The organism is Allobosea sp. P5_A5 (assembly GCF_056400625.1).
This window is the reverse complement of record NZ_JBFUKY010000009.1, coordinates 156,522-181,741: the sequence shown is the minus strand read 5'-3', so window position 1 is coordinate 181,741 and position 25,220 is coordinate 156,522. Positions and strand designations below refer to the sequence as shown.

Below are 25,220 nucleotides of genomic sequence, written 5' to 3'. Positions count from 1 at the left end.
AGCGTCAAGTTCCATTTGGAACCAAATGGATGGGGGTCGCATGCGGCGTTCGCCGACGTCAGTGTCGCAGGTCGATCCGGAGCGTATCGCGGCGCTGTCGGTGCTCGATCCGCTGGTGGTGACGAAGCTGTGGGACAATCCCTGCTGGCTCTCGTTCCGGCTCAATTTCGTTGCGTTCCGCTTCAACGACCCGGTCTATCGCTGGATCGAGACGCGCTACGGCATGGTCCGCCCCGATTTCGTCGCGCTTTATGCTGTTGGCTTGCGCGAGGGCGTCGCGGCGAAGAATATCGTCGCCTCGGCCGGCCTGCCCAAGAACACGCTCTCCCGCGCGATCCAGAAGCTGCTGCAACGGCGGCTGCTGAAGCGCGAGGCCGACCCCGGCGATCTGCGCAGTTACGTGCTTCATCTCACCGCCGCCGGCCGCAAGATTTTCGACGAAACGATGCCGCTGATGCTGCAGCAGCAGAAGGCGATGCTCGCCTGCCTCAGCGAGGACGAGCAGCGCCAGCTTTGCATGCTGCTGGACAAGCTCGTCATCGCATCTCCGGCCTGGCCCCATGAACTCGAACACGAAGGAACGACCCCATGACACTTGCCCGCAGCACACTTGCCCGCAGCACACTTGCCCGCAGCACACTTGCCCGCAGCACACTCGCCCGCAGCTTTCGCCTTGCGGCTTTTGCCGCCGTTCTCGGCGCCGCCGTCTCGACCGGGGCGCTCGCGCAGACGCTGACCATCGGCGTCCGGGCCGGCCCTGAATCGATCGATCCGCACTACACCGCGACCGGCACCCATGCCGAGGCGCTGAAGCATGTCTTCGACACGCTGGTCTGGTCCGGCGACAAGCTGCAGCTCGAGCCGCGGCTGGCGACGAGCTGGAAGGCGATCGAGCCGAATGTCTGGGAGTTCAAGCTGCGCTCCGGCGTCAAATTCCACGACGGCTCCGATTTCACCGCCGAGGACGTCAAGTTCTCGATCGAGCGCATTCCTGTCGTGGCCGGGCCCAATCCAACGACGATCTATGTTCGCCGCGTCAAGGAGGTGAAGATCGTCGACCCGCTGACCGTACAGGTCGTTACCGACGGGCCGGCGCCGAACCTGCCGAACGACTTCATCCGCCTCTTCATCGTCTCGCATACGGCCGCCGCCGGGTTGACCAAGGACAGCGCCAACGAGGCGTTCAACACGGGCAAGGCGGCGATCGGCACCGGCCCCTACAAGTTCGTCTCCTGGACGCCGAAGGACCAGCTCGTGCTCGACCGGTTCGATGGCTATTGGGGCGACAAGGAGCCGTGGGCGAAAGTCGTGCGCAAGGAACTGCCGAACGACGCCGCCCGCGTCGCGCAGCTCAAGGCCGGTCAGGTTGATATCATTGTGCGCGCGCCGGCCTCCGACGTGCCGACGCTGAAGCGCGATGCCAAGCTCGCGGTCGCGACGGTCGACAGCGTGTACCTGTTCAACATGGAGCTCGACCTGCGCGACAAGGCCCCGCAGGTCACCGCCAAGGACGGCTCCGCCTTGCCGAAAAACCCGCTGCAGGACGCGAAGGTGCGCGAAGCGATCGACCTCGCCATCGACCGCCCGGTGCTCGCCGACATCGCCATGGAGGGCCTCGGCGCGACGGCCAACCAGCTGGTGACGGCCACCATCGCGGGGTTCAACAAGGAGCTGCCCGCGCTGAAGCCCGACCTCGCCAAGGCGAAGAAGCTGATGGAGGAGGCGGGTTATGCCAGCGGCTTCAAGGTGACCTTCTCGTTCACCAACGACCGCCTGCCGGGCGACCGTCAGGTCGGCACCTCGATCGCGCAGATGCTGGCGCGCATCGGCATCGAGGTTGTCGCGAATGCGCAGCCCGGCGCGGTGTTCTTCCCGGCCCGCGCCCGCTCGGAATATTCGATGGCGATGTCGGGCTGGGGCACGCTGACGGGCGAGGCCAACTATACGCTGTCCTCGCTGGTGCATTCCAACGATCCGGCCAAGAAGCTCGGCGCCTTCAACCTGCTCGGCTACAAGAACGCCGAGGTCGACAAGCTGATCGAGGATGCCGGCGTCGAGATGGACGAGGCCAAGCGCAACAAGATGCTGTCGGATGTCGCGGCCATCGTCGCGAAGGATCGTCCGCGCCTGTCCATCACCTCGGTCGGTTCGGCCTGGGCGATGCAGAAGGATAAGGTGACGATCACCCCGCGCGTCGACGAAGACACGCTGGCGATGGACATCAAGCCCGCGAAGAAGTGAGCCAACAGAACGCCAGCCAATACAGGCGGGCGCCGTGATCCGGCGCCCGTTTCATTGAGACGGTGTCTAGGCCGGGCCAGGTCGAGGGTAAGATGAGCGAACCAATCCTGATCTGGGGCGCAGGCGCAATCGGCGGCACCCTCGGCGCCTATTGGGCGCGTGCCGGTGTGCCGGTGCTGTTGGTCGATATCGTGCCCGGCCATGTCGAGGCCTGCCGCACGGTAGGGCTGTCCATCACGGGACCTGTGGAGGCGTTCCGGCAGGTCGTTCCTGCTGTGACGCCGCAGGAGCTGACCGGGCGCTACGAGCGGATCGTTCTGGCGGTGAAGGCCGGAGCGACGGAGGCCGCGCTGGCACAGCTCGCGCCGCATCTCGCCGAGGACGGCTTCGTGCTTTCGGCCCAAAACGGGCTGAACGAACTCGCCATCGCCAAGGCGATCGGGGCGGAGCGCACCATGGGCTGCTTCGTCAATTTCGGCGCCGACTGGCTGAGGGACGGCGAAATTCTCTATGGCAATCGCGGTGCGGTCGTCGTGGGTGAACTCGATGGCATGAAGACGGAGCGCGCGGCTGAGATGCACCGACTGCTCGGGCTTTTCGATGCCGATGCCATCCTGACCGATAACATCTTCGGTTTTCTCTGGGGCAAGCTCGCCTACGGCGCGATGCTATTCGGCACCGCGCTCACCGACGATGCGATGTCGGCGAACTTCGCCGATCCGCAGCGGCTGCCGGTCTGGCTGGCGCTGGGTCGCGAGGTTGGAGCGGTCGCTGCCGCGCGCGGCGTCACATCGCTCGGCTTCGGGCAGTTCGACCCGATGGTCTTCGCGCCGGACGCGCCGGAAGGGCCGCAGGTCGAGACGATCCGCTGGCTCGCCGACTACACCTCGCAGACGGCGAAGACCCATTCCGGCATCTGGCGCGACCTCGCCGTGCGAAAGCGCAAGACGGAGGTCGATCCGCAGATCGGCATCATCGGCAAGCTCGGCCGTGAGGCAGGCGTCGCGACGCCAGCCATCGAGATGCTGGTCTCGCTGATCCATGACATCGAGGATGGCCGCCGCCCGATGGCCTTCGAGACACTGAAAGTTCTGCTCACAACATGCAAAACCGCTTCGACGGCCGCGTAGCCCTCGTCACCGGCGCCGCGCAAGGCATCGGCCGCGCCATTGCGATCGCGCTGGCGGGAGCCGGCGCTCGTGTCCACCTGGCCGATATCGACGAAACCGGGGTCGCCGCGACCGCTGCCGAAATCGGCGCGACGGCGCATGCTGCCGATCTCGGTTCGGCCGGGGCGGCGCAGGCTCTCATACGCGACATCGTTCAGACGGATGACGGGCTCGATCTGCTCGTCCATGCCGCCGGCGGGGTGCGCGGGCAGGTCGGGCGGCCGATCGAGGAGATTTCGGAAGAGGATTGGCGCGTCATCTTCGCAGCCAATGTGGATGCGGCATTTTTCCTGGCGCAGGCGGCCGTGCCGGTCATGCGCAAGGCGGGTTATGGCCGGATCGTCACGATCTCATCCGGCGCGGGTCTGCGACCGAGCCTCACGGGCATCCAGGCCTATGCCAGCGCCAAGCACGCCCTCGTCGGGCTGACAAAGCAGCTCGCCTGGGAGTTCGGCCCGCACGGCATCACCGTGAATTCGGTGGCGCCGGGCTTCGTCCGGTCAAACCCCGCGACCGAACGACAATGGGCGAGCTACGGAGCCGAGGGGCAGAAGCGGCTGCTCGAGAGCATCCATACCCGCCGCCTCGGCACGCCCAGTGATATCGCGCAGGCGGCGCTGTTCTTTCTGGGTGAGCAGGCCGGCTGGGTGACCGGCCAGATCCTCTCCGTCGATGGCGGACGCTCCTAAGCGGTCAGACCACCAGATCGAGCGGTGGCACCGGTTCGCCGCGCGAGACATGCGCGATGTTGGCGAACATCCGCTTCACCGTTGGTGCGAAGTTGTCGGCGGCCATGGCGGCGAGGTGGGGCGTGACCACCAGATTGTCGAGGGTCAGCAGCTCGCTCTCCGGCGGCAGCGGCTCGATCGAATAGACGTCCATGGCGGCGCCGGCGATCTCGCGGGCGCGTAGGCCGGCGGCCAGCTCGGCCTCGTTGACGACACCGCCGCGCGCGACGTTGACGAGAACGGCCGTCTTCTTCATCGCCTTGAGAGCGGCGGCGTCGATCAGATTGGTCGTTTCCGGCGTCAGCGGGCAATGCAGAGAGACGACGTCGGCCTGCGCCAAAATCTCCGCCAGCGTGGCATGACGGACGCCGAGTTCGGCCTCCTCGGCAGCGCTGAGCGGCGTGCGCTTCGAATAGAGGATCGTACAGCCAAAGCCTTTGAGAAGCTTGGCGACGTTCTTGCCGATGGCGCCGAAGCCGACGATGCCGACCGTCTTGCCCGAGAGCATGAAGGTCTCGCCCGGCAGCTTGCCTGTGGCCCAATGGCCCTTCTTCAGTTCCTGATGGCCATAGGCGATGAAGCGCAGCGAGGATAGCATCAGCCCGAGCGCGAATTCGGCGACGGGCAAGGCGTTCGAGCCCGTCGTGCGCGCGACCTTGATGCCGAGTTCCTTGGCCGTGGCGATGTCGATATTGTCGTAGCCGACGCCCCATTTGTGAAGAAGCTTCAGCTTCCGCCCGGCCCGCAGCACCTCGCCGGAGACGGCGACCTGGCCTGCGATGGCGTAGTCGGCTTCAGCGATGATCTCCTTCATGTGCTCGTCGCCGCGCGCCGTGCCGTGGTTCAGCACAAAGCCCTCGGGCAGCAATTCGCGCAGGCGGTCGGCGCGCTCGGGGGTCGTCATATCGAGGAGAACGATCGTCTCAGGCATGGAGATCTTCCGGTCGTGGAAACAAGTCGGTTTTCGTGTCGGCGGGAGACGGTTGGTCAGCCGTTCTGAGCCAGCGCGTCGAGCACCATTTTGGTGGCGCCGGAGATGTCGCCGAGCTTTTCGCCGGCCCTGACACGATCCTGGGTCTTCTCGCCGCGCGCCTGGCGAGCGATGGCGGTGTCGGCGATAGCCTCGGCCTCGTCGCGGGGCAGCACCAGCACGCCAGATTCGTCGGCGAGAATGACGTCGCCGGCCTTCACCGGCACGTTGCCGCAGGAGATGGCGTGGTTGAGCGTGCCGCCGAGATTGTAGAGGCGGGTGGTGATCGGCGACATGCCGCGGCACCACATCGGGAAATCGGAATCCTGAATCTCAGTGAGGTCGGTGCAGGGGCCATCGACGATGCCGCCGGCCGCGCCCGCAGCCTTGGCCGCGACGGTGACGCCGCCACCCCAGCAGGCATGCTTGTCGTCGCCAAGCCGATCAACGACGAGGATGTCGCCTGGCCGCAGCAGGCCGAGCGCGTGATGCAGCAGGGTCGAGTCTTGGCCGGGAATCGCAAGCGTGACGGCGACGCCGGCGATGCGCTTGGTGCGCAGCAGCGGCTGGATGCCACGATCCATGAAGCCCCAGTGCTGGGAATGGCCGACGGTCGCGGTCTCGACCTTCTGCAGCTTCTCGACGAGGGCAGTGGGAAGCGATTCTGGCATGGGGGCGATGCGATAATCAGGCATGGGTTTCTCCTGGGCATGATGCCGAAAAGTGGGAACCGGTTTTCGGACGACATGATGCTTGCAAATTATCTTCCGACGGCGCGGGCGACGCCGACAAGGCGCTCGACCGTGACGACGATGATCAGCGTGACGATGATGAGAACGACGGAGAGTGCCGCGATCAGCGGATCGGTGCGGCCTTCGACATAGCGCACCATTTCGACCGGCAGCGTCGAGGCGCGCGGGCCTGAGATGAAGAGCGAGATCACCGTCTCGTCGAAGGACAGCAGGAAGGACAGGCAGGCGCAGGCGATCAGCCCCGGCGCGGCCAGCGGCAGCGTCACCCGCCGCACAACCCGCAACGGCGTGGCGCCGAGCGTCGCGGCGGCCGCCTCGATGTCATGGGGCAGGTTGGCGAGCGATGTCGCCATCATCCGGATGACGAAAGGCACCGTCACCGTCATATGGCCGAGCACGAGGCCCGGCAGCGTCGCCGTGAGCCTGAGCGGTGTGAAGAAGAGCAACAAGGCGAGGCCGGTGATCAGCGTCGGCAAGAGGAGCGGAGCCAGGAAAAAACCGGTCAGCGCATCCTTGCCGCGGAATTCGCCCTTGGCCAGAGCCAGCGCCGCAGGCACGCCGACCAGCAACGAGCCCAGCGTCACCACGCAGGCGACCTGCACGCTGAGCCAGAGAGACGCAAGCAGCGGCCCATGATGGGCGAGCGCCTCGAACCAGCGGAGCGAATAAGCGGAGGGTGGGAACACGATGAAACTATCGGCCGAGAAGGCGAGCGCGAAGACGACGATGATCGGCGCCAGGATCAGCGCGTAGACGAGCGCGGCAAGGCTCGAAAGGACAGGACCGGCGCCGTTCATCGCCTCAGGCTCCGGGCTAGACTGTTGGACAGCGCCAGCAAGACCAGCAGCAGCGCCAAAGTGTAGAGCGCCAGCACGGCCGCGACGGGCCAGTTGGTGTTGGTCGTCGCCTGCTCGAAAATCTCCGTCGCCAGCACGAAGACGCGCCCTCCGCCGAGCAGCTTGGGAGTGATGTAGGCCGACATCGAGAGGACGAAGCCGAGCCCGGCCGCGAGCACGATCGCCGGCAGGCTGAGCGGCAGGGTGACGCGCAGGAAGGTGCGGACAGGCGAGGCGCCGAGCGAACGGGCAGCTTCCTCCAGCGTGCGGTCGAGCTGGCCGAAGCCGGCGAGCAGCGCCAGGATCATATAGGGCATGATGCTTTCGGCGAGGCCGATGGTGACGCCGGTCCAGTTGAAGACGAGCTTCAGCGGCGCCGAGATCAGCCCGAGCGATTGCAGCAGCCCGTTGACGAGGCCGCGATCGCCTAGAATGGCGAGCCAGCCGAAGACGCGCACGACGCCCGAGATCAGCATGGGCAGGATGGCGATGACGGCGAGGATGCCGCGCCAGCGTGAGGTCGTGCGGAAGAGAAACAGCGAGAGCGGGTAGGAAAGGGCGAGCGCGATGGCCGTCGCGGTCAATGACAGCCAGAGCGAGTTCCAGGTCAGCTCGAAGGTGAAGCCGTCGGCGAAGGTGTCGCTCGCGGTCTTCAAAGAGAGCGCATCCACCATCGCGCCGGTCGGGCCGACTTCGTTGAAGGCGTTGCGCAGCAGCAGCAGCGTCGGCCAGACATAAATCGCCAGGACAAACAGCCCGGCGGGGATCAGGAGCAGCGGCAGGCGACGCGCGGCGCTCATGGCGCCTCGCGGGCAAAGATTCGGGTTTCCGACGCAGGCCAGACCACCGCGACCTCGCTGCCCTCGCTCGGTGCCGGCGAGCCCGAGGGCATTTCAACGGTCAGCTGCCCGCCCGCGCCCTCCACCAGCACCTCGACATGATCTCCGACGAAGACGCTGCGCAGGACCCGGCCGGTGACGCGTACGGTATGCGTTCCGACAGGTTCGGACAGCGGCAGGATATGCATGCGCTGGGGGCGGACGAAGACATCAAAAGGGCCGTCCGCCGGCGCCGGCAGGGCCAGAGGCTCGTTCCAGAGACGCACCGTTCCGTCGGCGCCGCGTTCGGCGGCAAGCGCATTGGCCCGGCCGACGAATTCGGCGACGAAGCGGGTCGCGGGACGCTCGTAGATATCCTCCGGCGTGCCGATCTGGGCGATCCGGCCGCGATGCATCACCGCGACGCGGTCGCACATCGTCAGCGCTTCGACCTGATCATGGGTGACGAAGAGCGTTGTGATGCCGAGCGAGCGCTGGATCGAGCGGATCTCGTGGCGCATCGCATCGCGCAGCTTGGCGTCGAGGTTCGAGAGGGATTCGTCGAGGAGCAGAACGGATGGGTGGATGACGAGKGCACGCGCCAGCGCGACGCGCTGCTGCTGGCCGCCGGAGAGTTCGCGGGGGCGGCGGGCGCCGAGGCCGGAGAGGCGCACCAATGTCAGGGCTTCCTCGACCTGCCGAACGATCTCGGCCTTGGGCCGCCGCCGCTCCTCGAGCCCGAAGGCGACGTTGCGTGCCACCGACAGATGCGGAAACAGCGCATAGGATTGGAAGACGTAGCCCATGTTACGCTTATGCGCGGGGAGGCGGGTGATCTCGGCTCCATCGACCGTGATCGTGCCCCTGTCGGGCTCGATCAATCCGGCCAGCATCCGCAAGGTCGTGGTCTTGCCGCAGCCGGACGGGCCGAGCAGCGCAACGGCCTCTCCCTTGGCGACGCTGAGCGAGACATCGTCGACGGCGAGCGCATCGCCATAGCGTTTCTGCAGGCCGGCGAGTTCGAGATAGCTCATGACCGAGGTGTTCCGGGCTGGTCCGTCATGGTCGGGACAAGGGTGAGCATGACGCTGCGGACCCGGCTCATCGCGCCGCCGAGATCACTTCGCGGCGCCAGCGATTGTTCCACTGGTCGCGCACCTTGAGGATCTCGTTCCAGTCGACCGCGATCATGCGCCCCCGGTTTTCGGGTGAGGCCGCGGTTCGAGCCGCGGCCCTGGGATCGATCTGCGCTTTGGCGTTGGCGGGCGCGTAGAACATACGCTCGGTGAAGGCCTTCTGCGCCGCTTGCGACAGGGCGTGTTTGACGAAGGCGGCAGCGGCCGGGCGGTTCTTCGAGCCGGCGGTGAGATTGATGGTGTTGATCTGGAAGACCGAGCCTTCAGGCGGCAGCAGCGAGACGATCTTCCCGTTCGACTGGTCGCCATAGAGCTGCGACCGCGCGTTCCAGCCGGTCGCGACCTTGACCACGTCGTTGAGGATCAGGGAGTAGCCGTCCGGATTGGGCTCGAAGGTGTTGACCGAGGGGGCGAGCGTCTTGAGCTTTTTCATCGCCGCATCGATCGACTTGCGATAGTCGCCGCCTTCCATCTTCTCGACCATCGCGGTCAGGGCCAGACCCTGGATGTTCGGCGGGGCGGAGAGTGCGATCTGACCCTTGAGCTCGGGGCGCCAGAGATCGGCGAGCTTGGCCAGTGGGGGTTGCAGCCCCGCATCGGACACGAGCACGAGATGATCGAACGTGACGGCCGGACCGAACTCGCCGCCCGCCGCCCGCGCTTCCGGAAGCAGCTCGTCGAGCACCAGGAATTCCGCCGGCGTCAGCTTCTCGAACAGTCCCTCGAGATTGCCGATGGTCGAGGTGGTGACGTCCATGATCGTAACATCGACCTGCGGATCGGCCTTCTGAGCCCGGACAGTCCCGACCATCTGGGCCGAGCTGCCCCCCGGGGCGAAGTTGACCTTCACGCCGGGGTTGGCGGCCAAGAAGGGCTCGATCACCGCCTTGGTGTAGTTGTCCTGAAAGATCCCGGAATAGGACATCAGCGTGATCTGCCCGCTCAAGGATTGGGCGCGCAGCACGGCCGGCATCGCGATGGTGGCGAGGCCGGTCTTCAGGACAAGGCGGCGTGTCGGCATCGGGCTCTCCAGCATGTCATTGGGCGGATGCGGGCAATCGGATGCCTGCCGTGGCGCAAGGCGACGGCAGGCAGCATCGTCAGGCCGAGACCTTAGCGGCGAAATGGGTGATGAAGCGCGCGCAGATATCGGTCAGCTTTTCGGTCAGCGCCACGCCGGTCTCGGCCGAGCACAGGCGGGGGTCACCCTTGGCGACGCCGAGATTATAGACCTCGTCGTATTCGTTGGGCATCGCGACCTCATGGCCCTCGAAGCTCGCCGTGCCGAGACCGGTGAAGGGCAGGCCCAGCACCGGGTCCTTCTTCAACGGCTTGCCGTCCGGGATGAGGTCCTTGCGGATCAGCTCGGGGAACAGGTGCATCCCGATCGAAGTCAGCGGGTCGGAGCCGTGGCCGGCGACGGCGGCCGCCTTGTCGGCTCCCCCCAGGATGCCGGGCAGCAGGCCGTAGCCGATGCGCCACAGATACAGGCTCGGCAACACGATCTGTTCGCGCAGGTAAAGCTCGCGCGCGACCTCCGCGATCGGTCCGACATTACCGCCATGGCCGTTGATGACGATGATCCGGGTCAGGCCGTTGCGATGGAGCGATTCCACCATTTCGGCGATGACCTGCGTCAGCGTCGCCTGCGAGATGGCGATGCCGCCCGTCATCGCGCCGAACCAGTCGGCGCCGCCGAAGGGCAGGACAGGCGCCACCAGCGTGCGCGTTCCGCTGTTGCTGGCGCGGATCGCCGCGAGTTCGGCGATCTTCTCGGCAAGAAGATAGTCGCCCATCGGGGCATGCGGACCCTGGTCCTCATGGCTGCCCATCGGCAGCAGGATGACCGGGTTCGAGTCCAGGATCTTGCGGGCTTCCCCGCCGGTGATGGTCCCCATATGGACCAGCGGATCGGTCTTGGCTGCCATGGTGTTTTCCTTCCCTTAGGCTTGGTTCAATGATCGGCGGTGCGCGGGTCGAGCCAGTCGCGCATCGCGTCGCAGAGCAGGTTCATCGCGAGGATCGTGAGGGTCAGGGCGGCGCAGGGCCAGAGAAGCAGCAGTGGCGCCTGTTCCATCGTCGTGCGCGCGCCGCGGATCATCAGACCCCAGGACGGGGCGGGCGGCACGACGCCGAGGCCGAGGAAGGACAGGCCGCTTTCGAGCACCACCGCCGCCGCGACCGCGAGCGAAAACTGAACGAGCAAGGGCCCGGCAATATTCGGCAGCACGGTGCGGAACAGGATGCGCCCCGGCCTCGCGCCGAGCGCGCGGGCGGCCTCGACATATTCGCGCCCCTTGATCGCCAGCACCTCGGCATAGGTCACGCGAGCGAAGCCCGGCACATACAGCACCGACAGCACGAGGATCAGCGTCGCGGCACCCGGCCCCAGCAGCGTGACGACGAGCAAAGCGAGCAGCACCGGCGGGAAGCACATGATGATCTCGACGCTGCGCACTGTCAGGGCTGCGCTCCAGCTCTTGGCCCAGCCGCCGATGAGGCCGAGCGTGACGCCGACGAGCCCGGCGAAGAGCGCCGAGGCAAACGCCACGGAAAGGCTCGTGCGGGCCCCCCAGATCAGGCGCGAGAGCACGTCGCGGCCGAACTCGTCGCGGCCCAGCCAGGACCCCGCCATCGGCCCCGCGAGGCGGCGCCCGATGTCCTGCCGGACCGGGTCCGGCAGCGGCAGCAGCGGCGCTGCGAGCGCGAGCAGCAGGATAAGACAGACGAAAGCGCCGGGGATGGCGAGCTTGGCCGCTCCACGCCGCCTCATGCTTGCACCCATCTCATGCCTGCACCCGGATCATGCCTGGACCCTCGGATCGATCGCCGCATGGACCAGCTCGACCGCGAGGTTGATGAGCAGGAAGAGCACGGAGATGGTGAGGATGATGCCGACGACCATCGGATAGTCGCGGCTTTCCACGGCGCGCAGCAACGGGGTCGAAAGGCCCGGCCAATTGAAGACGTATTCGACCAGCACGGTGCCGCCGAGCAGCGTGCCCATATGCAGGCCTAGCACGGTGACGACCGGGTTCATGGCGTTGCGCAGTACATGAACGGTCAGCACCCGGCGCGGCGAGAGGCCTTTGGCACGGGCCGTGCGGACGTAATCATGGGCCAGCGCATCGAGCGTCGCGGCCCGCGTCATGCGGAAGAGCACGGCGGCGAGGCCCTTGGCGATGGCGACCGCCGGCAGGGCCAGGAGCTTGAGATGCTGGGCGGGGTCCTGCGTGATCGGCATGAAGCCGCCGGCCGGCATCCACCGCAGCGTCTGCGCGAAGAGGAGCACCAGCAGCGTACCGACGACGAAGACAGGTACGGCCAGCAGCAAGGCGGTCACCCAGGAGGCGGCGCGATCGAAAAGCCCGCCGCGATGCAGCGCTGCATAAACGCCGGCCGGGATGCCGACGATCACGGCGATCACCGTACCCGCAAGGATCAGCTCCAGCGTGCGGGGCAGCCTGAGCCCGATTTCCTGAAGGACGGGATAATCATCGACGAGCGAGTTGCCGAGATTGCCGTGAAGCAGCCCGGCGAGAAACTGGCCATATTGGGTGAGCAAGGGCTGGTCCAGCCCCAGTTTCTCGCGCAACTCGGCGACGGTCGCCGGGTCGGGCATCGAGCCGGACGTGGACAAAAGCAGCTCGGCTGGATCTCCCGGCACCATGTGCAACGCCAGGAAGACGATGGTCGCGACCAGCCATGCCGTCATCAGCGTCAGCAGCATCCGCCGCGTGAGCCAGGCCGCGCTCATGCGAAGGTCGTCTGCTCGAGCATGTTGCCGGAGGAGTTGGAAAGGGCGCCGGGCAGGTTGACGAAGCCGGAGATGTTCTTCGCCATGCCGTAGCCCTGCTGGCGCCAGGCCAGCCCCACGAGCGGCACCTCCTCGAGCGCGGCCGCCTGCATCTCCTTGTAGATCGCGACGCGCTTGGACTGATCGAACTCGGCGCGGCCCTTGGCCAGCGCGGCGATGGTGCGCGGTGCGTCGACCTTGAACGAGCGGCCATGGCTCGGCGAAAGCGAGGTGTCGAGCACCACGGTCAGCCCGTCGGGGTCGTTGTTGTCGGCCGAGACGCCGTGGATCGCGATATCATATTGGCCGCGCGTGCCGCGACTGACGCGGGTCGACCAGTCGGGCAGCTGCAGTTCGCACTGGATGCCGACTGCGGCGAGGTGCTGCTGCACGATCTCGGCGGTGTCCTTGTGCATGCCGAACTGCGCGGTGGCGAGCAGCGTGGTCTGGAAACCATTGGCAAAGCCGGCCTCGGCCAGCAGCGCCTTGGCGCGGGCGGGGTCGTAGTTCCAGCCATGAGCGAGCTTTTCATCGTACCACGGCGTTCCCTCGACGATCGGCACGCCTTCGAGCGGCTTGCCGCGGCCGAAGAAGGCGGCCTTGACGATGTCCTCGCGGCGGATCGCATGGGCGACGGCGCGGCGCACGCGCGGGTCGTTGAAGGGCGGCTTGGCGCCGTTGAAGAGCACATCCATGAACGGGCCCTCCTGCACGTCGAGCTTCAGGCGGGGATCGGCCTCGACGGCGGCCATGGACTGCCAGGGCACGTATTCGATCATGTCGACATCACCCGACATCAGCGCGGCGTTGCGCAGGTTCTCGTCGGCATAGACGACGAATTTGATCCCCTTCAGCTTCGGGACGCCCTGACGGTAGAACTTGTCGAAGGGCGCGAGGTCCATCGAGGAGCCGCGTTCCTGACCGACGAGCCGAAAGGGGCCGGCGCCGACGGGCTCGTTGGCCGGCGATTTCCGCCAGACGATGAAGGTGTTGTAATTGCCAAACCAGCTCGGCAGCGTCGCCTGCGGCTCCTTGGTGTAGAGCTTGACCGTCACGGGATCGGGAATCTCGATGCGCTCGATCTGCTGGAACTGCGTGCGCATATAGGCGGTCGATTTTTCAGCCCCGATCTGCTCGATCGACCACTTCACATCATCGGCGGTGACCGGCTCGCCGTTCTGGAAGACGCAGCCCTGGCGCAGCTTGAACACCCAGGCGCCGTCGTCCTCATGCGACCAGGACTCGGCGAGTTCGCCGCGCAGGTTCCCGTCCGGCCCGTAGGAGACGAGGCTGCGGTGGATCAGCATCTTCACCGTGCCGGCGGACGCGCCGGTCGAGACCCAGGGCTGAAGATTGGGGGGAAAGGCTGAAAGGCCGTAGCGGATGATGCCGGCGGAAGCCTGGGCGCGGGCGGCGCGGCTGAAAAGCGGCGAAACCAGAGCGGGGACAGCGAGACAGGAACTGGCCAGACCTGCGCCAAGGAGAGAACGGCGGGAAATGCTCATCGTCTGATCCTCTGCAGCTGCATTCCGGTGCTTCAGCGGGTCACGACCGGGGATCGATGACGAGCAAGGATGATGCCGGGGCTCGGGATGTCGCAGCGGCTTGCATGCCGCCGGAGACGGTCCGATCCTTGCTGCATCACTCTCGATAAAGGCACGATCGTCGTTCCCGGGCGTCGGTGACGCCTCCACTGGACGCGCCCCTCGCTTCTGATGCATCATGTATACGTGGCGGATTTTTATGAGTCTACCACCAAAGTCGCAGAGACGACGAGGGGGATGCGGCCATGGCGGTAATAGACCCGAACGATGACGTGAGCGCCGAGCGTGGCCGGCCGGCGCGGGAGCGGGTGTATCTCTATGTCCGGGAACAGATCCTGCGCGGCCGCTTCGCCGGCGGCTCCTTCGTCGAGGAGGAGGCAATCTCGTCAGCGATGGGTGTGTCCCGCACCCCGGTGAGGGAGGCCTTTCACAGGCTCGAGGCCGAGCGCTTCATCGACCTTCTGCCGCGTCGCGGCGCGCTGGTGCGCCAGGTCACGGCGCAAGAGCTGCTTGATCTGTACGAGGCCAGGCGGATGATCGAGGGTCATGCGATCGGCCGCATTTGCCGGGAGGAAATACCGCTTCCAGCGGAGATGTCGGATATTCTCGGCGAACTGGAGCGGCTCCCGCAGGGCGATCATTTCGGGCGGATCGAGCTCAATCGGCGCTTTCATTTCGTCATGGTCGCGGCGGTCGGAAATGGCGTTCTTTCCGAGCTTTACCAGTCGCTCGGCGCGCGGCAGCAGCGCGTCGCAATGACCGCGATCAGCACCGATCCCAGCCGCACGGTCCGGATCAGCCGGGAACATGAGGCGCTGCTCGCCGCGTTGCGCAGCTGGAACGAGGCCGAGGCGCTGGCCGTACTTGAACAGCACCTGCGCCCGGTCATGGGTGTCATATCGCGCCTGCCTCAGCAGGCCTGAGCCGGGCACGGCCTGGCTGCATACTCGCCGGCGAGCGGCTGTCCGCAGCAATAGTCAAACAATATGACTATTCAGCCGCCGTGGCTTGTGCCACTGTCTCAGGCAAGGCGCCCGGCAGAGGCGTATTCAAGCACAGCGAACGGAGAGACGCCATGCCGGTGCGGAACGCAAGAACCCCAGGGTTTTCCGATACTGCCTGTCGCGGCCGTTAACGCCGGGTTCTCGCGAGATGAACTCGCGCATCGTCTCCATCCCTGCGCGGCGCGGCCATTCCAACCACGCCGAGATCGCGCGCAGCATCGGCATCGACATCATCACCGGGCGCTATGGCGAGGGCGCCAAGCTGCCGGGTGATGCCGAGTTGACGCTGGCCTTTCGCGTCTCCAGGCCGGTGTTGCGCGAGGCCGTGAAGACGCTCGTCGCCAAGGGGCTACTGAGCACCAAGGCGCGCGTGGGCACGGTGGTGCGCCCCGGATCGTCCTGGAACATGTTCGATCCCGACGTGCTGGCCTGGCACCTGGATGCCGGGGTCGACCGAAGTTTCCTCGTCTCGATCGCGGAAATCCGCCAGGCGATCGAACCGCGCGCGGCAAGCTTGGCAGCGCAGCGCCGGACCACAACCGATCTTCGGGCGATGCAGGACGCGATCGACCGGATGCGGCGCGAGGCTGCCCGGCAAACGGCCGCTTTCGCGGAGGCCGACGTCGCGCTGCATGTCGCAGTCGCCAACGCGGCGGGCAACCCGTTCATGCGCTCGATCGGCGCGATGATCGAGGCGGCCTTGCGCGCCTCCTTCCAGCTCAGTGCGCCGGGAGATGCCGATGATTACGAGTTCACGGTCGATTCCCACCAGCGGATCGTCGACGCCATCGCGGCGGGGGACCCGGCCACGGCTGCCGACGCCATGACCCATGTCATCACATACGGGCTGCGACGCCACGGGCCGGTCAACTGACCACCGATCGCTGCCGTACGCCTTCAACCAGACAGGACGATTTCGATGACCACTGCTACAGCCGGGGCCCGCTACAAAGGCGTCTTTCCCGTCGCGCCGACCGTGTTCGATGCGGAAGGGCGGCTCGACCTCGAAGGGCAGAAGCGCGCGATCGACTTCATGATCGATGCCGGCTCGCACGGGCTGTGCATCCTGGCGAATTTCTCCGAGCAGTTCGTTTTGACCGATAAGGAGCGCGAGCGGGTGATGGAGGCTGTGCTGGCGCATGTCGCCGGCCGTGTCCCCGTCATCGTCACCACGACGCATTTCTCGACCGCGATCTGTGCCGAGCGTTCGCGCCGCGCGCAGGATCTGGGCGCGGCGATGGTGATGGTGATGCCGCCCTATCACGGCGCGACCTTCCGGGTGCCCGAGGCGGCCATCTACGATTTCTATCGCGGCGTTTCGGATGCGATCTCGATCCCGATCATGGTGCAGGACGCGCCTGTCGCCGGCACGCCGCTTTCCGTGCCCTTCCTTGCCCGCATGGCCCGCGAGATCGAGAACCTGGCCTATTTCAAGATCGAGGTGCCACAGGCCGCCGCCAAACTGCGCGCGCTGCTCGAAGCGGGTGGCGAGGCGATCGAAGGCCCTTGGGACGGCGAGGAGGCGATCACGCTGATGGCCGATCTCGATGCCGGCGCGACCGGCGCGATGACCGGCGGCGGCTATCCCGACGGCATCCGCCAGATCACGGACCCCTATTTCGCCGGGGACCGGGAAGCCGCGATGGACGCCTATCAGCGCTGGCTGCCGCTGATCAATTACGAGAACCGGCAATGCGGGCTCGCCGCCTGCAAGGCGCTGATGAAGGAAGGCGGCGTGATCGCGCATGAGACCGTGCGCGCGCCGCTGCCAGTGATGCATCCCGCGACGCGGGCCGGGCTGATCGAGATCGCCAGGCGGCTCGACCCTGTCGTGCTGCGCTGGGGCCGTTGAGCATGGCCGCGCTGCGCCTCGCCATCGTCGGTCTCGGCAAGATCGCCCGCGATCAGCATCTGCCGGCCATCGCCGCGACCGATGGCATCGAACTGACCGCCATCGCCAGCCGCAACGCCAGCCTCGACGGCGTGCCGCATTTCGAAACGCTGGAAGCGATGCTCGCCAGCGATGTCGCCATCGACGCGGTGGCCTTGTGCACGCCGCCGCAAGGGCGCCACGCGCTGGCCGCGACCGCGCTGGCCGCGGGCAAGCATGTGTTGCTGGAAAAGCCGCCGGGCGCGACCGTCAGCGAACTCGCGCCCTTGATCGCGGCCGCCGAAAAGGTCGGCCTGACGCTGTTCACGACGTGGCATTCGCGCTTCGCCACGGCCGTGGCACCGGCGCGCGAATTCCTGGCGAAGCACCCGCCGCGCTCGGTCGCGATCACCTGGAAGGAGGATGTCAGGGTCTGGCATCCCGGCCAGGACTGGATCTTCGAGCCCGGTGGCCTCGGCGTGTTCGACCCCGGGATCAACGCGCTCTCGATCCTGACCGCGATCCTGCCCGAGCCGGTCTTCGTCAAGGCGGCGGATCTCGCATTTCCGGCGAACCGGCATGCGCCGATCGCCGCCGATCTCGAGCTTGCGGGGGCATCGGGCCTGCCGATCACGATGGCCCTCGACTTCCTTCAGACCGGCGAGCAGAGCTGGGACATCCGCGTCGAGAGCGATGGCGGCACGCTGCTGCTGTCGAGCGGCGGCGCGAAGCTTTTCCATGACGGGCGCAGCCTGATCGACGAGACCGAGCGCGAATATGCCGGCATCTACAGCCGCTTCGTCGACCTCATCGGCGAGAGCCGCTGCGATGTCGATCTGGCGCCGTTGGCTTTAGTGGCGGATGCCTTCCTGCTCGGCCGGCGCCGCACCGTTGATGCCTTCGAGGGCTGACGCGATGGATGCGCCCGCGCCCCTTCTTCGCGAGGACTTCGGCCGGATGCCGGACGGCTCTCCCGTCGAGCGTCTCACCTTGCGCGGTGAGGCCGGGTTCGAGGTCGCGATCATCACGCTCGGCGCGACCGTGCAGGCGCTGCATGTGCCCGACCGGAATGGCGAGCGGGCGGACGTCGTGCTGGGCTTCGAGAGGCTCGAACCCTATCTTTCCACGCGTAGCTTCTTTGGCGCGACGATCGGGCGCTATGCCAACCGCATCGCCGGCGCTGCTTTCGCTCTCGACGGCGGGCGTTACGAGTTGCCGGCCAATAACGGGTCAAATTGCCTCCATGGCGGGAGCGTAGGCTTCGACCGCGCGCTCTGGATCGTCGAGGATGTGGGTGAGGGGTCCGAGCCTTTCGCGACGCTGCGCCATGTCAGCCCTGATGGCGACCAGGGTTTTCCCGGCACGCTGACGACACGGCTGACCTATCGCGTCGTCGGCGGCTGCGCATTGGCGCTGGAGTTCGAGGCGACGACGGACAGGCCGACCGTCGTCAACCTGACCCATCACGGCTTCTTCAATTTGGGTGGCGTCGAGCAGGCGCAGAGCATTCTCGACCACGACCTCACCATTTTCGGCGACAGCATCCTGCCCGTCGATGCCGGGCTCATTCCGGATGGCGGGCCGGTGCCGGTTGCCGGCACGCCCTTCGATTTTCGCAACGGCGCGCCCATCGGTGCGCGCATTCGCGACAAGCATGAGCAACTGCAGTTCGGCCATGGCTACGACCATTGCTACCGACTTTCGGGCGGACGAACGGTCGAGCCCAGATTGGCGGCGCGGGTGGTCCACCCCGGCAGCGGGCGCGGGCTGGAACTGCTGACCGACCAGCACGGCTTGCAGCTCTACACCGGCAACATGCTCGACGGGACCGTCGCGGGAAAATACGGCCGCCTGCATCGGCAGTCCGACGCCTTCTGCCTTGAGCCGCAGGCTTTTCCGGATGCGCCCAACCGTCCGGATTTTCCCTCGACGCGGCTCGACCCCGGCGAGACCTATCGACACCATTCGATGTTGCGCTTCTTCACGGTCGAGGGGGAGGCGCCCGATGCCTGAAACAACCCGGTCTTCGTCGGAAGGGGCCTCGCTCGCGCCACTCGAAGACTTGCCGATCCAGATGCTGGAAGCGGCGCGCTGCCATCTCGGCGAGGGGCCGGCTTATGATGTGGCGAGCCATACCGCCTGGTGGTTCGACATCCTTGAGAAACGCCTTCACGAGGCGGATCTGACGAGCGGGGCTGTGAAGGTCCATGCCTTGCCGGTCATGGCGAGCGGGCTTGCCTTCCTCGAAGACGGCCGGCAACTGCTGGTGGCCGAGGATGGGCTTTATCTGCGGCACCCCGAGACCGGGGCGCTGACGCTTCATTGCGCCATGCCGGAGAGCGCCGTTCCCTCCCGCTCCAACGATGCGCGGGTGCATCCGAGCGGAACGCTCTGGTTTTCGATGATGGGGCGCAGCGCCGAGCTGGGGCAGGGGTCAATCCACGCACTGCATGATGGGCGGATCGAAACGCTCGTGACGGGGATTACGATCCCGAACGCGATCTGCTTTTCGCCGGATGGTGCCACCGGTTATTTCTCCGATACCCGCGAGAACCGGCTGACGCGTGTCGCGCTCGATCCCACGACCGGTCTGCCGCTCGGCCAGCCCGAGCTGTTCCTAAAACATGACGGCCCGGGCGGGCTCGACGGCGCGGTGACGGATGCCGAAGGAAACATCTGGTGCGCCCATTGGGGCGGCGGTTGCGTCCAGGCCTATTCTCCGGACGGGACGCCTTTGCGGCGGATCGCCTTGCCAGCGCGTCAGACGAGCTGCCCGGTCTTCGTCGGGCCGGGATTCGCGAGCCTGCTCGTGACATCAGCCTTTGAGGGCATGGACGACGCCGCTCAGGCGAGCGATCCTCATTCCGGCCGCACGTTCCTGATCGACCTCGGGGTCGCCGGCAAGGCCGAGCCCCGGGTCAAATTGGGGGTGCGATGACAGGAGATCCCCCCGCGCGGCCGCCCTAGGGCATCGCGCGAACGCCGACACCAGATCAGCCACCGAAAAAATCAACGGGAGACTTCAACATGAAACGCCTGACGACATTTCTTTCCGCCTTCGCTCTCAGTGCCGTCGCGCTGACCGGCGCGGCATCGGCCCAGAGCAAGGCGACCGTCGGCATAGCCATGCCGACCAAGGCCTCCGCCCGCTGGATCGCCGACGGCGACAACATCGTGAAGGTGTTGAAGGAGCGCGGCTACAACACCGACCTGCAATATGCCGACGACGACATTCCCAACCAGCTCTCGCAGATCGAGAACATGGTGACCAAGGGCGCCAAGGTGCTGGTCGTCGCCTCGATCGACGGCACGACGCTGTCGGACGTGCTGAAGCAGGCCAAGGACAAGGGCATCACGGTCGTCGCCTATGACCGGCTGATCCGGAACACGCCGAACGTCGACTATTACGCAACCTTCGACAATTTTCAGGTCGGCGTGCTGCAGGCCCAGTCCCTGGTGAAGGGGCTCGGTATCCCCGAGAACAAGGGGCCGTTCAACATCGAGCTGTTCGGCGGCTCGCCGGACGACAACAACGCCTATTTCTTCTATAATGGCGCAATGTCGGTGCTGAAGCCGCTGATGGACCAGGGCGTGCTCAAGGTCGCCTCCGGGCAAATGGGCATGGACAAGGTTTCGACACTGCGCTGGGACCCTGCGACCGCCCAGGCTCGCATGGATAATTTGCTGAGCGCGGCCTATACCGACAAGCGCGTCGATGGCGTGCTCTCGCCCTATGATGGTCTGTCGATCGGCATCCTGTCTTCGCTCAAGGGTGTCGGCTACGGCAGCGGCAACATGAAGATGCCGATCGTCACCGGGCAGGACGCCGAGGTGCCCTCGGTCAAGTCGATCCTCGCCGGCGAGCAGTATTCGACCATCTTCAAGGACACGCGCGATCTCGCCAAGGTGACCGCCGACATGGTCGACGCGGCGCTGAGCGGCAAGACGGTCGAGGTCAACGACACCAAGACCTACGAGAACGGCGTCAAGACGATCCCGTCCTACCTGCTGAAGCCGGTCGTCGTCGACAAGAGCAACTGGGAGAAGACCCTGATCGACAGCGGCTACTACAAGAAAAGCCAGGTCAACTGATCTCGAGACAAGCGATGGCGCCGGCCCGTCGAGGGCCGGCGCCTCTTGCCCAAGGACGGAGAACGGCATGAGTCCCATCCTGGAAATGCGCGGGATCAGCAAGAGCTTCGGCACGGTCAAGGCGCTGACCGATGTAACCTTCACCGTCGAGCCCGGCGAAATCCACGCTCTGGTCGGGGAGAACGGCGCAGGCAAATCCACGCTGATGAAGGTTCTGAGCGGGGTCTATCCGCATGGCTCCTATGAGGGGCAGATCATCTATGAAGGCGCCGAGCAGCGTTTCCGCGATATCACGGCTTCCGAGGCGCAAGGCATCATYATCATCCATCAGGARCTGGCGCTGATCCCGCTGCTCTCSATYGCCGAGAACATCTTCATCGCCAATCCGCCGTCGCGTTTTGGCGTGATCGACCGCGGTGCCGTCCACAAGCGCACGCTGGAGCTGCTCGCCAAGGTCGGCCTGCGCGAGGACCCCGACACGCTGGTGACCGATCTCGGCGTCGGCAAGCAGCAGCTCGTCGAGATCGCCAAGGCGTTGTCGAAAGAGGTCAAGCTGCTGATCCTGGACGAGCCGACCGCGAGCCTCAACGAGAGCGACAGCGCGGCCTTGCTCGACCTGCTGATCGAATTCCGGGCGCAGGGCATCTCCTCGATCCTGATCTCGCACAAGCTGAACGAGGTCTCCCGCGTCGCCAACCGCCTCACGGTGCTACGCGACGGGCGCACCGTCGACACGCTGGACTGCCGCGACGGCGAGATCGAGGAAGACCGGATCATCGTCAAGATGGTCGATCGCGATCTCGAGCACCGCTACCCCAAGCGCGAGCCACAGATCGGAGAGGTGATCTTCAAGGTCGAGAACTGGTCGGTCTACCACCCCCTCCACGCCGAGCGGCAGATGGTGCGCCATGTCGATTTCGAGGTCCGGCGCGGCGAGATCGTCGGCATCGCCGGCCTGATGGGCGCAGGCCGCACCGAATTCGCGATGAGCCTGTTCGGGCGCTCCTATGGCCAGAAGATCAGCGGCCAGACCTGGCTGGAGGGCAAGCCGGTCAACCTGTCGAGCGTGCGCCGGGCGATCGATGCGGGCTTGGCTTACGTCACCGAGGATCGCAAAGAGCTCGGCCTCGTGCTGGCCGACGACATCAAGTGCAACGTTTCGCTCGCCAATCTCGACGGCATCGCCTCGTCGCAGGTCATCGACGAGATGAAGGAACTGAAGGTCGCCAATGACTATCGCGGGCGCATGCGCATCCGCTCGTCCAGCGTGTATCAGGAGGTGGGCAAGCTTTCCGGCGGCAACCAGCAGAAAGTGGTGCTGTCGAAATGGTTGTTCACCGATCCGAAGCTGCTGATCCTCGACGAGCCGACACGCGGCATCGATGTCGGGGCCAAATACGAGATCTATACGATCATCAATGCGCTGGCGGATTCCGGCAAGGGTGTCGTCGTGATTTCCTCGGAGATGCCGGAACTATTGGGGATCTGCGACCGTATCTGCGTGATGAACGAAGGTGCCTTCGTCGGTGAATTCTCCAGCGCCGAGGCGACACAAGAAAAGATCATGCGCTCGATCATGCGCAAGGACGCCAGGCAAGGAGGCTTGCGCCCATGACCCAAGAGACCATGACTCAAGACATCACGACCCAACAAACCATCGCGCAAGACACCGCGACGCGAGAACCCGCCGCCGCCGCACGCGCCGGCCATGGCGCCTTCTGGAAAAACAATCTGCGCGAATACGGCATGCTGCTGTCGCTGTTCGCGATCATGGTGTTCTTTCAGGTCGCGACGGACGGCACGCTGCTTAGGCCGCTGAACCTCACCAATCTCGTCCTGCAAAACAGCTACATCGTCATCATGGCGCTGGGCATGCTGCTGGTCATCGTCACCGGGCATATCGACCTCTCGGTCGGTTCGGTCGCAGGCTTCGTCGGCGCGGTCGCGGCCGTGTTGATGGTGAAGCTCAACATGCACTTCATTCCCGCGACGCTGATCTGCCTCGCCGTGGGCGGCGCGATCGGCGCGATGCAGGGCTATTGGGTTGCCTATTTCAAGATCCCGTCCTTCATCGTCACGCTGGCCGGCATGCTCGTCTTCAAGGGGCTGGCGCTAGCACTGCTGCAAGGCCAGTCGGTCGGGCCGTTCGCGCCGGAGTTCCAGAAGCTCTCCTCCGGCTTCATTCCGGAAGGCTTCCCCGGTGTCGGCGTGCTTTATCCCACGACCCTGGCGATCGGGGCGATCCTGGCCCTCGGGCTGGTCTATATGAGCTTCAAGGCCCGCGCCCGGCACGAGCAGCACGGTATCGAAGTCGAGCCCTACGGGCTGTTCGTTGCCAAGAACCTGGTCTTCGCCGGGCTCGTCATCTACGTCGCCTATCTGATCTCGTCCTATCGCGGCCTGCCGAACGTGCTCGTCATCATGGCGCTGCTGATCGCGCTCTATGGTTTCGTCACGCGGCGCACGACCATCGGCCGGCAGGTCTATGCTGTCGGCGGCAATCAGCGGGCGGCCAAGCTCTCCGGCATCAAGACCGAGCGGCTGACCTTCATGACCTTCGTCAATATGGGTGTGCTGGCCGGGCTCGCCGGCCTGATCTTCGCGGCGCGGCTCAACACCGCGACGCCCAAGGCCGGGCTGGGCTTCGAGCTCGACGTCATCGCCGCCTGCTTCATCGGCGGCGCCTCGGCCTATGGCGGCGTCGGCAAAGTCGGCGGCGCGGTAATCGGCGCGCTGATCATGGGCGTGATGAACAACGGCATGTCGATCATGGGTATCGGCATCGACTACCAGCAGGTCATCAAGGGCATCGTGCTGCTTGGCGCGGTCTGCCTCGACGTCTACAACCAGCGTCGCGCCTGAGCCGGCTGCTGCATTCCTGCGCATCAGAAAGGGCGGGTGCGAGGCACCCGCCCTTTCGCGCATTGCAATCGCCAGACGAAAAAGCCATACTTATTCTCAAGCCTTGAAAACATTGGCGAATATGCGCTCGGCGCGATCGCTTCAGACCGAATGAACGCATGAATTCGACGAAGGTATAAATCGATTTAGCAACGCTAGGCCGGGCGCCAAGACCTGAGCCAGCAAGGGAGGAATGAAGATGCTTTTGACCCGCCGCGGATTTACCACTGCATTGACCGGGGCCGTCGCGGCTCCGGCTCTCATTCGCAGCTCCTTCGCGCAGGGCGCGACCGTGAAGATCGGCATGGTCGTGCCGATCACCGGCGCTGCCGCCGAATCCGGCTCCTTCGCACAAAGCGGTGCCAAGATCGCGCTTGAACAGGTCAACAAGGCCGGCGGCGTGCTCGGCAAGCCGCTGGAGCTGATCTTCGAGGACGACCAGACGACCAATCCGGGCGCCGTGCTGGCCTTCTCCAAGCTCGCCAGCGAGCCCTCGATCGTCGCCTTTCTCGGCTCGATCCGCTCGACGCAGATGCATGCGATGGCGCCGGACATGCTGAAGATCGGCAAGCCGGTCGGCTTCGGCGGCACCGATCCGGCGCTGACCAAGCTCGGCAACCCCTGGCTGTTCCGCTTCCGGCCGAACGATTCCTATTCGGGCAAGGTCATCGCCCAATATGGCGGCAAGGAGCTGGGCAAGAAGAAATGGGCCATCGTCCATTCGACCGACGCCTTCGGGACGGCAGGCGCCAAAGCGCTGGAAGACTCGCTCGGCGATAATGGCGGCACGCTCGCGCTGAAGCAGGGCTATGCCAACCAGAGCCAGGACTTCACGCCCGTCGTGTTGGCGGTGCGCCAGTCCGGCGCCGATGTGCTCGGCACCTATTTCACCTTCGAGACCGACCTCGGCATCTTCGCGAGGCAGTTGCGCCAGCTCGGCGTCACCATCCCGTGGGTCGGGTCGCCTTCGATCGTCAACGTCTCGGCGCTGAAGCTCGCGGGACCCGCGCTCTACAACACCTTCGGTGTCGCCGATTATGCCGAGGATTCCAGCGAGGCCTCGAAGGCCTTCGGCAAGGCCTATCGCGACGTGCGCAAGGTCGCGCCGGACAACCAGTCCTCCTGGACCTTCGACGCGGTCACCTGCCTCGCCCTGGCGATGAACAAGGCCGGTTCGACCGAGCCGGAAAAGGTGCGCCAGGCGATGCTCGCGATCCGCGGCCACAAGGGCGCCGAGGGCGAATACAACTTCGACAAGAACGGTGACGGCCTGCACGGCTACAACATCGTCAAGAACGAGAAGGGCGACATCAAGTTCGACAAGCGGATCGACTTCACGCCCAATCTCGGCTGATCCGCCGGC

Annotated in this window: 24 protein-coding genes; 14 read left to right on the top strand and 10 right to left on the bottom strand. The window is 65.7% G+C overall.

Annotated elements, in window-relative coordinates:
* The first annotated feature begins 40 nt into the window (after positions 1-40).
* The 4 genes from AC1DR6_RS17985 (at position 41) to AC1DR6_RS17970 (ending at position 4,099) form a co-directional block, all read left to right on the top strand.
* Complete coding sequence (locus AC1DR6_RS17985) at positions 41-592, top strand: MarR family winged helix-turn-helix transcriptional regulator (RefSeq protein ID WP_476830623.1); 552 nt, start codon at positions 41-43, stop codon at positions 590-592.
* Positions 589-2,241: an ABC transporter substrate-binding protein gene (locus AC1DR6_RS17980; RefSeq protein ID WP_476830622.1), complete on the top strand. Its 1,653-nt coding sequence runs from the start codon at positions 589-591 to the stop codon at positions 2,239-2,241. Before AC1DR6_RS17985 ends, AC1DR6_RS17980 begins: the two co-directional genes overlap by 4 nt.
* A 92-nt stretch (positions 2,242-2,333) precedes the next feature.
* Positions 2,334-3,371, top strand: a complete 1,038-nt coding sequence (locus tag AC1DR6_RS17975) for a ketopantoate reductase family protein (protein WP_476830621.1) — start codon at positions 2,334-2,336, stop codon at positions 3,369-3,371.
* A complete protein-coding gene (locus AC1DR6_RS17970; RefSeq protein WP_476830620.1) occupies positions 3,344-4,099 on the top strand; it encodes an SDR family NAD(P)-dependent oxidoreductase in 756 nt (251 codons plus the stop codon). The genes AC1DR6_RS17975 and AC1DR6_RS17970 overlap by 28 nt, the downstream gene beginning before the upstream one ends.
* A gap of 4 nt (positions 4,100-4,103) precedes the next feature.
* Here AC1DR6_RS17970 and AC1DR6_RS17965 read toward each other — a convergent pair whose 3' ends face one another.
* The 10 genes from AC1DR6_RS17965 to AC1DR6_RS17920 all read right to left on the bottom strand — a co-directional run bounded on the left by AC1DR6_RS17965 (position 4,104) and on the right by AC1DR6_RS17920 (position 13,951).
* Complete coding sequence (locus AC1DR6_RS17965; protein WP_476830619.1) at positions 4,104-5,069, bottom strand: 2-hydroxyacid dehydrogenase; 966 nt, start codon at positions 5,067-5,069, stop codon at positions 4,104-4,106.
* A gap of 56 nt (positions 5,070-5,125) precedes the next feature.
* Positions 5,126-5,803, bottom strand: a complete 678-nt coding sequence (locus AC1DR6_RS17960) for an RraA family protein (RefSeq protein WP_476830618.1) — start codon at positions 5,801-5,803, stop codon at positions 5,126-5,128.
* Between the two features lie 65 nt (positions 5,804-5,868).
* Positions 5,869-6,657, bottom strand: coding sequence for an ABC transporter permease (locus AC1DR6_RS17955; protein ID WP_476830617.1), 789 nt, complete (start codon positions 6,655-6,657; stop codon positions 5,869-5,871).
* Complete coding sequence (locus tag AC1DR6_RS17950) at positions 6,654-7,496, bottom strand: ABC transporter permease (protein WP_476830616.1); 843 nt, start codon at positions 7,494-7,496, stop codon at positions 6,654-6,656. Before AC1DR6_RS17950 ends, AC1DR6_RS17955 begins: the two co-directional genes overlap by 4 nt.
* Complete coding sequence (locus tag AC1DR6_RS17945; protein WP_476830615.1) at positions 7,493-8,548, bottom strand: ABC transporter ATP-binding protein; 1,056 nt, start codon at positions 8,546-8,548, stop codon at positions 7,493-7,495. Before AC1DR6_RS17945 ends, AC1DR6_RS17950 begins: the two co-directional genes overlap by 4 nt.
* 67 nt (positions 8,549-8,615) lie before the next feature.
* Positions 8,616-9,671: an extracellular solute-binding protein gene (locus AC1DR6_RS17940; protein ID WP_476830614.1), complete on the bottom strand. Its 1,056-nt coding sequence runs from the start codon at positions 9,669-9,671 to the stop codon at positions 8,616-8,618.
* Positions 9,672-9,750: 79 nt separating this feature from the next.
* Positions 9,751-10,578: a creatininase family protein gene (locus AC1DR6_RS17935; RefSeq protein ID WP_476830613.1), complete on the bottom strand. Its 828-nt coding sequence runs from the start codon at positions 10,576-10,578 to the stop codon at positions 9,751-9,753.
* A 26-nt stretch (positions 10,579-10,604) separates the two neighbouring features.
* Positions 10,605-11,423, bottom strand: a complete 819-nt coding sequence (locus AC1DR6_RS17930) for an ABC transporter permease (protein ID WP_476830612.1) — start codon at positions 11,421-11,423, stop codon at positions 10,605-10,607.
* 30 nt (positions 11,424-11,453) lie between these two features.
* The gene (locus AC1DR6_RS17925; RefSeq protein ID WP_476830611.1) at positions 11,454-12,407 is read right to left on the bottom strand and encodes an ABC transporter permease; all 954 of its coding nucleotides are present in this window, start codon (positions 12,405-12,407) and stop codon (positions 11,454-11,456) included.
* The gene (locus AC1DR6_RS17920; protein WP_476830610.1) at positions 12,404-13,951 is read right to left on the bottom strand and encodes an ABC transporter substrate-binding protein; all 1,548 of its coding nucleotides are present in this window, start codon (positions 13,949-13,951) and stop codon (positions 12,404-12,406) included. Before AC1DR6_RS17920 ends, AC1DR6_RS17925 begins: the two co-directional genes overlap by 4 nt.
* A 284-nt stretch (positions 13,952-14,235) precedes the next feature.
* On the opposite strand from AC1DR6_RS17920, the gene AC1DR6_RS17915 reads away from it, so the two are divergent.
* From AC1DR6_RS17915 to AC1DR6_RS17870, 10 genes are all read left to right on the top strand, one after another.
* Positions 14,236-14,913 (top strand): GntR family transcriptional regulator, encoded by a 678-nt coding sequence (locus tag AC1DR6_RS17915; RefSeq protein ID WP_476830609.1) that lies wholly within the window; start codon positions 14,236-14,238, stop codon positions 14,911-14,913.
* Positions 14,914-15,142: 229 nt separating this feature from the next.
* Positions 15,143-15,868, top strand: a complete 726-nt coding sequence (locus tag AC1DR6_RS17910) for a FadR/GntR family transcriptional regulator (RefSeq protein ID WP_476830608.1) — start codon at positions 15,143-15,145, stop codon at positions 15,866-15,868.
* Positions 15,869-15,913: 45 nt separating this feature from the next.
* Complete coding sequence (locus AC1DR6_RS17905; protein WP_476830607.1) at positions 15,914-16,846, top strand: dihydrodipicolinate synthase family protein; 933 nt, start codon at positions 15,914-15,916, stop codon at positions 16,844-16,846.
* Positions 16,847-16,848: 2 nt separating this feature from the next.
* Positions 16,849-17,775: a Gfo/Idh/MocA family protein gene (locus AC1DR6_RS17900; RefSeq protein ID WP_476830606.1), complete on the top strand. Its 927-nt coding sequence runs from the start codon at positions 16,849-16,851 to the stop codon at positions 17,773-17,775.
* 4 nt (positions 17,776-17,779) lie between these two features.
* The gene (locus tag AC1DR6_RS17895) at positions 17,780-18,877 is read left to right on the top strand and encodes an aldose epimerase family protein (RefSeq protein ID WP_476830605.1); all 1,098 of its coding nucleotides are present in this window, start codon (positions 17,780-17,782) and stop codon (positions 18,875-18,877) included.
* Positions 18,870-19,802: an SMP-30/gluconolactonase/LRE family protein gene (locus AC1DR6_RS17890; protein WP_476830604.1), complete on the top strand. Its 933-nt coding sequence runs from the start codon at positions 18,870-18,872 to the stop codon at positions 19,800-19,802. The genes AC1DR6_RS17895 and AC1DR6_RS17890 overlap by 8 nt, the downstream gene beginning before the upstream one ends.
* Before the next feature lie 89 nt (positions 19,803-19,891).
* Positions 19,892-20,956, top strand: coding sequence for a multiple monosaccharide ABC transporter substrate-binding protein (gene chvE, locus AC1DR6_RS17885; RefSeq protein WP_476830603.1), 1,065 nt, complete (start codon positions 19,892-19,894; stop codon positions 20,954-20,956).
* A 67-nt stretch (positions 20,957-21,023) separates the two neighbouring features.
* Complete coding sequence (mmsA, locus tag AC1DR6_RS17880; protein ID WP_476830602.1) at positions 21,024-22,571, top strand: multiple monosaccharide ABC transporter ATP-binding protein; 1,548 nt, start codon at positions 21,024-21,026, stop codon at positions 22,569-22,571.
* 131 nt (positions 22,572-22,702) lie between these two features.
* Positions 22,703-23,818, top strand: a complete 1,116-nt coding sequence (gene mmsB / locus AC1DR6_RS17875) for a multiple monosaccharide ABC transporter permease (RefSeq protein WP_476830641.1) — start codon at positions 22,703-22,705, stop codon at positions 23,816-23,818.
* Between the two features lie 238 nt (positions 23,819-24,056).
* Positions 24,057-25,211: an ABC transporter substrate-binding protein gene (locus AC1DR6_RS17870; RefSeq protein ID WP_476830601.1), complete on the top strand. Its 1,155-nt coding sequence runs from the start codon at positions 24,057-24,059 to the stop codon at positions 25,209-25,211.
* Positions 25,212-25,220: the final 9 nt, after the last annotated feature.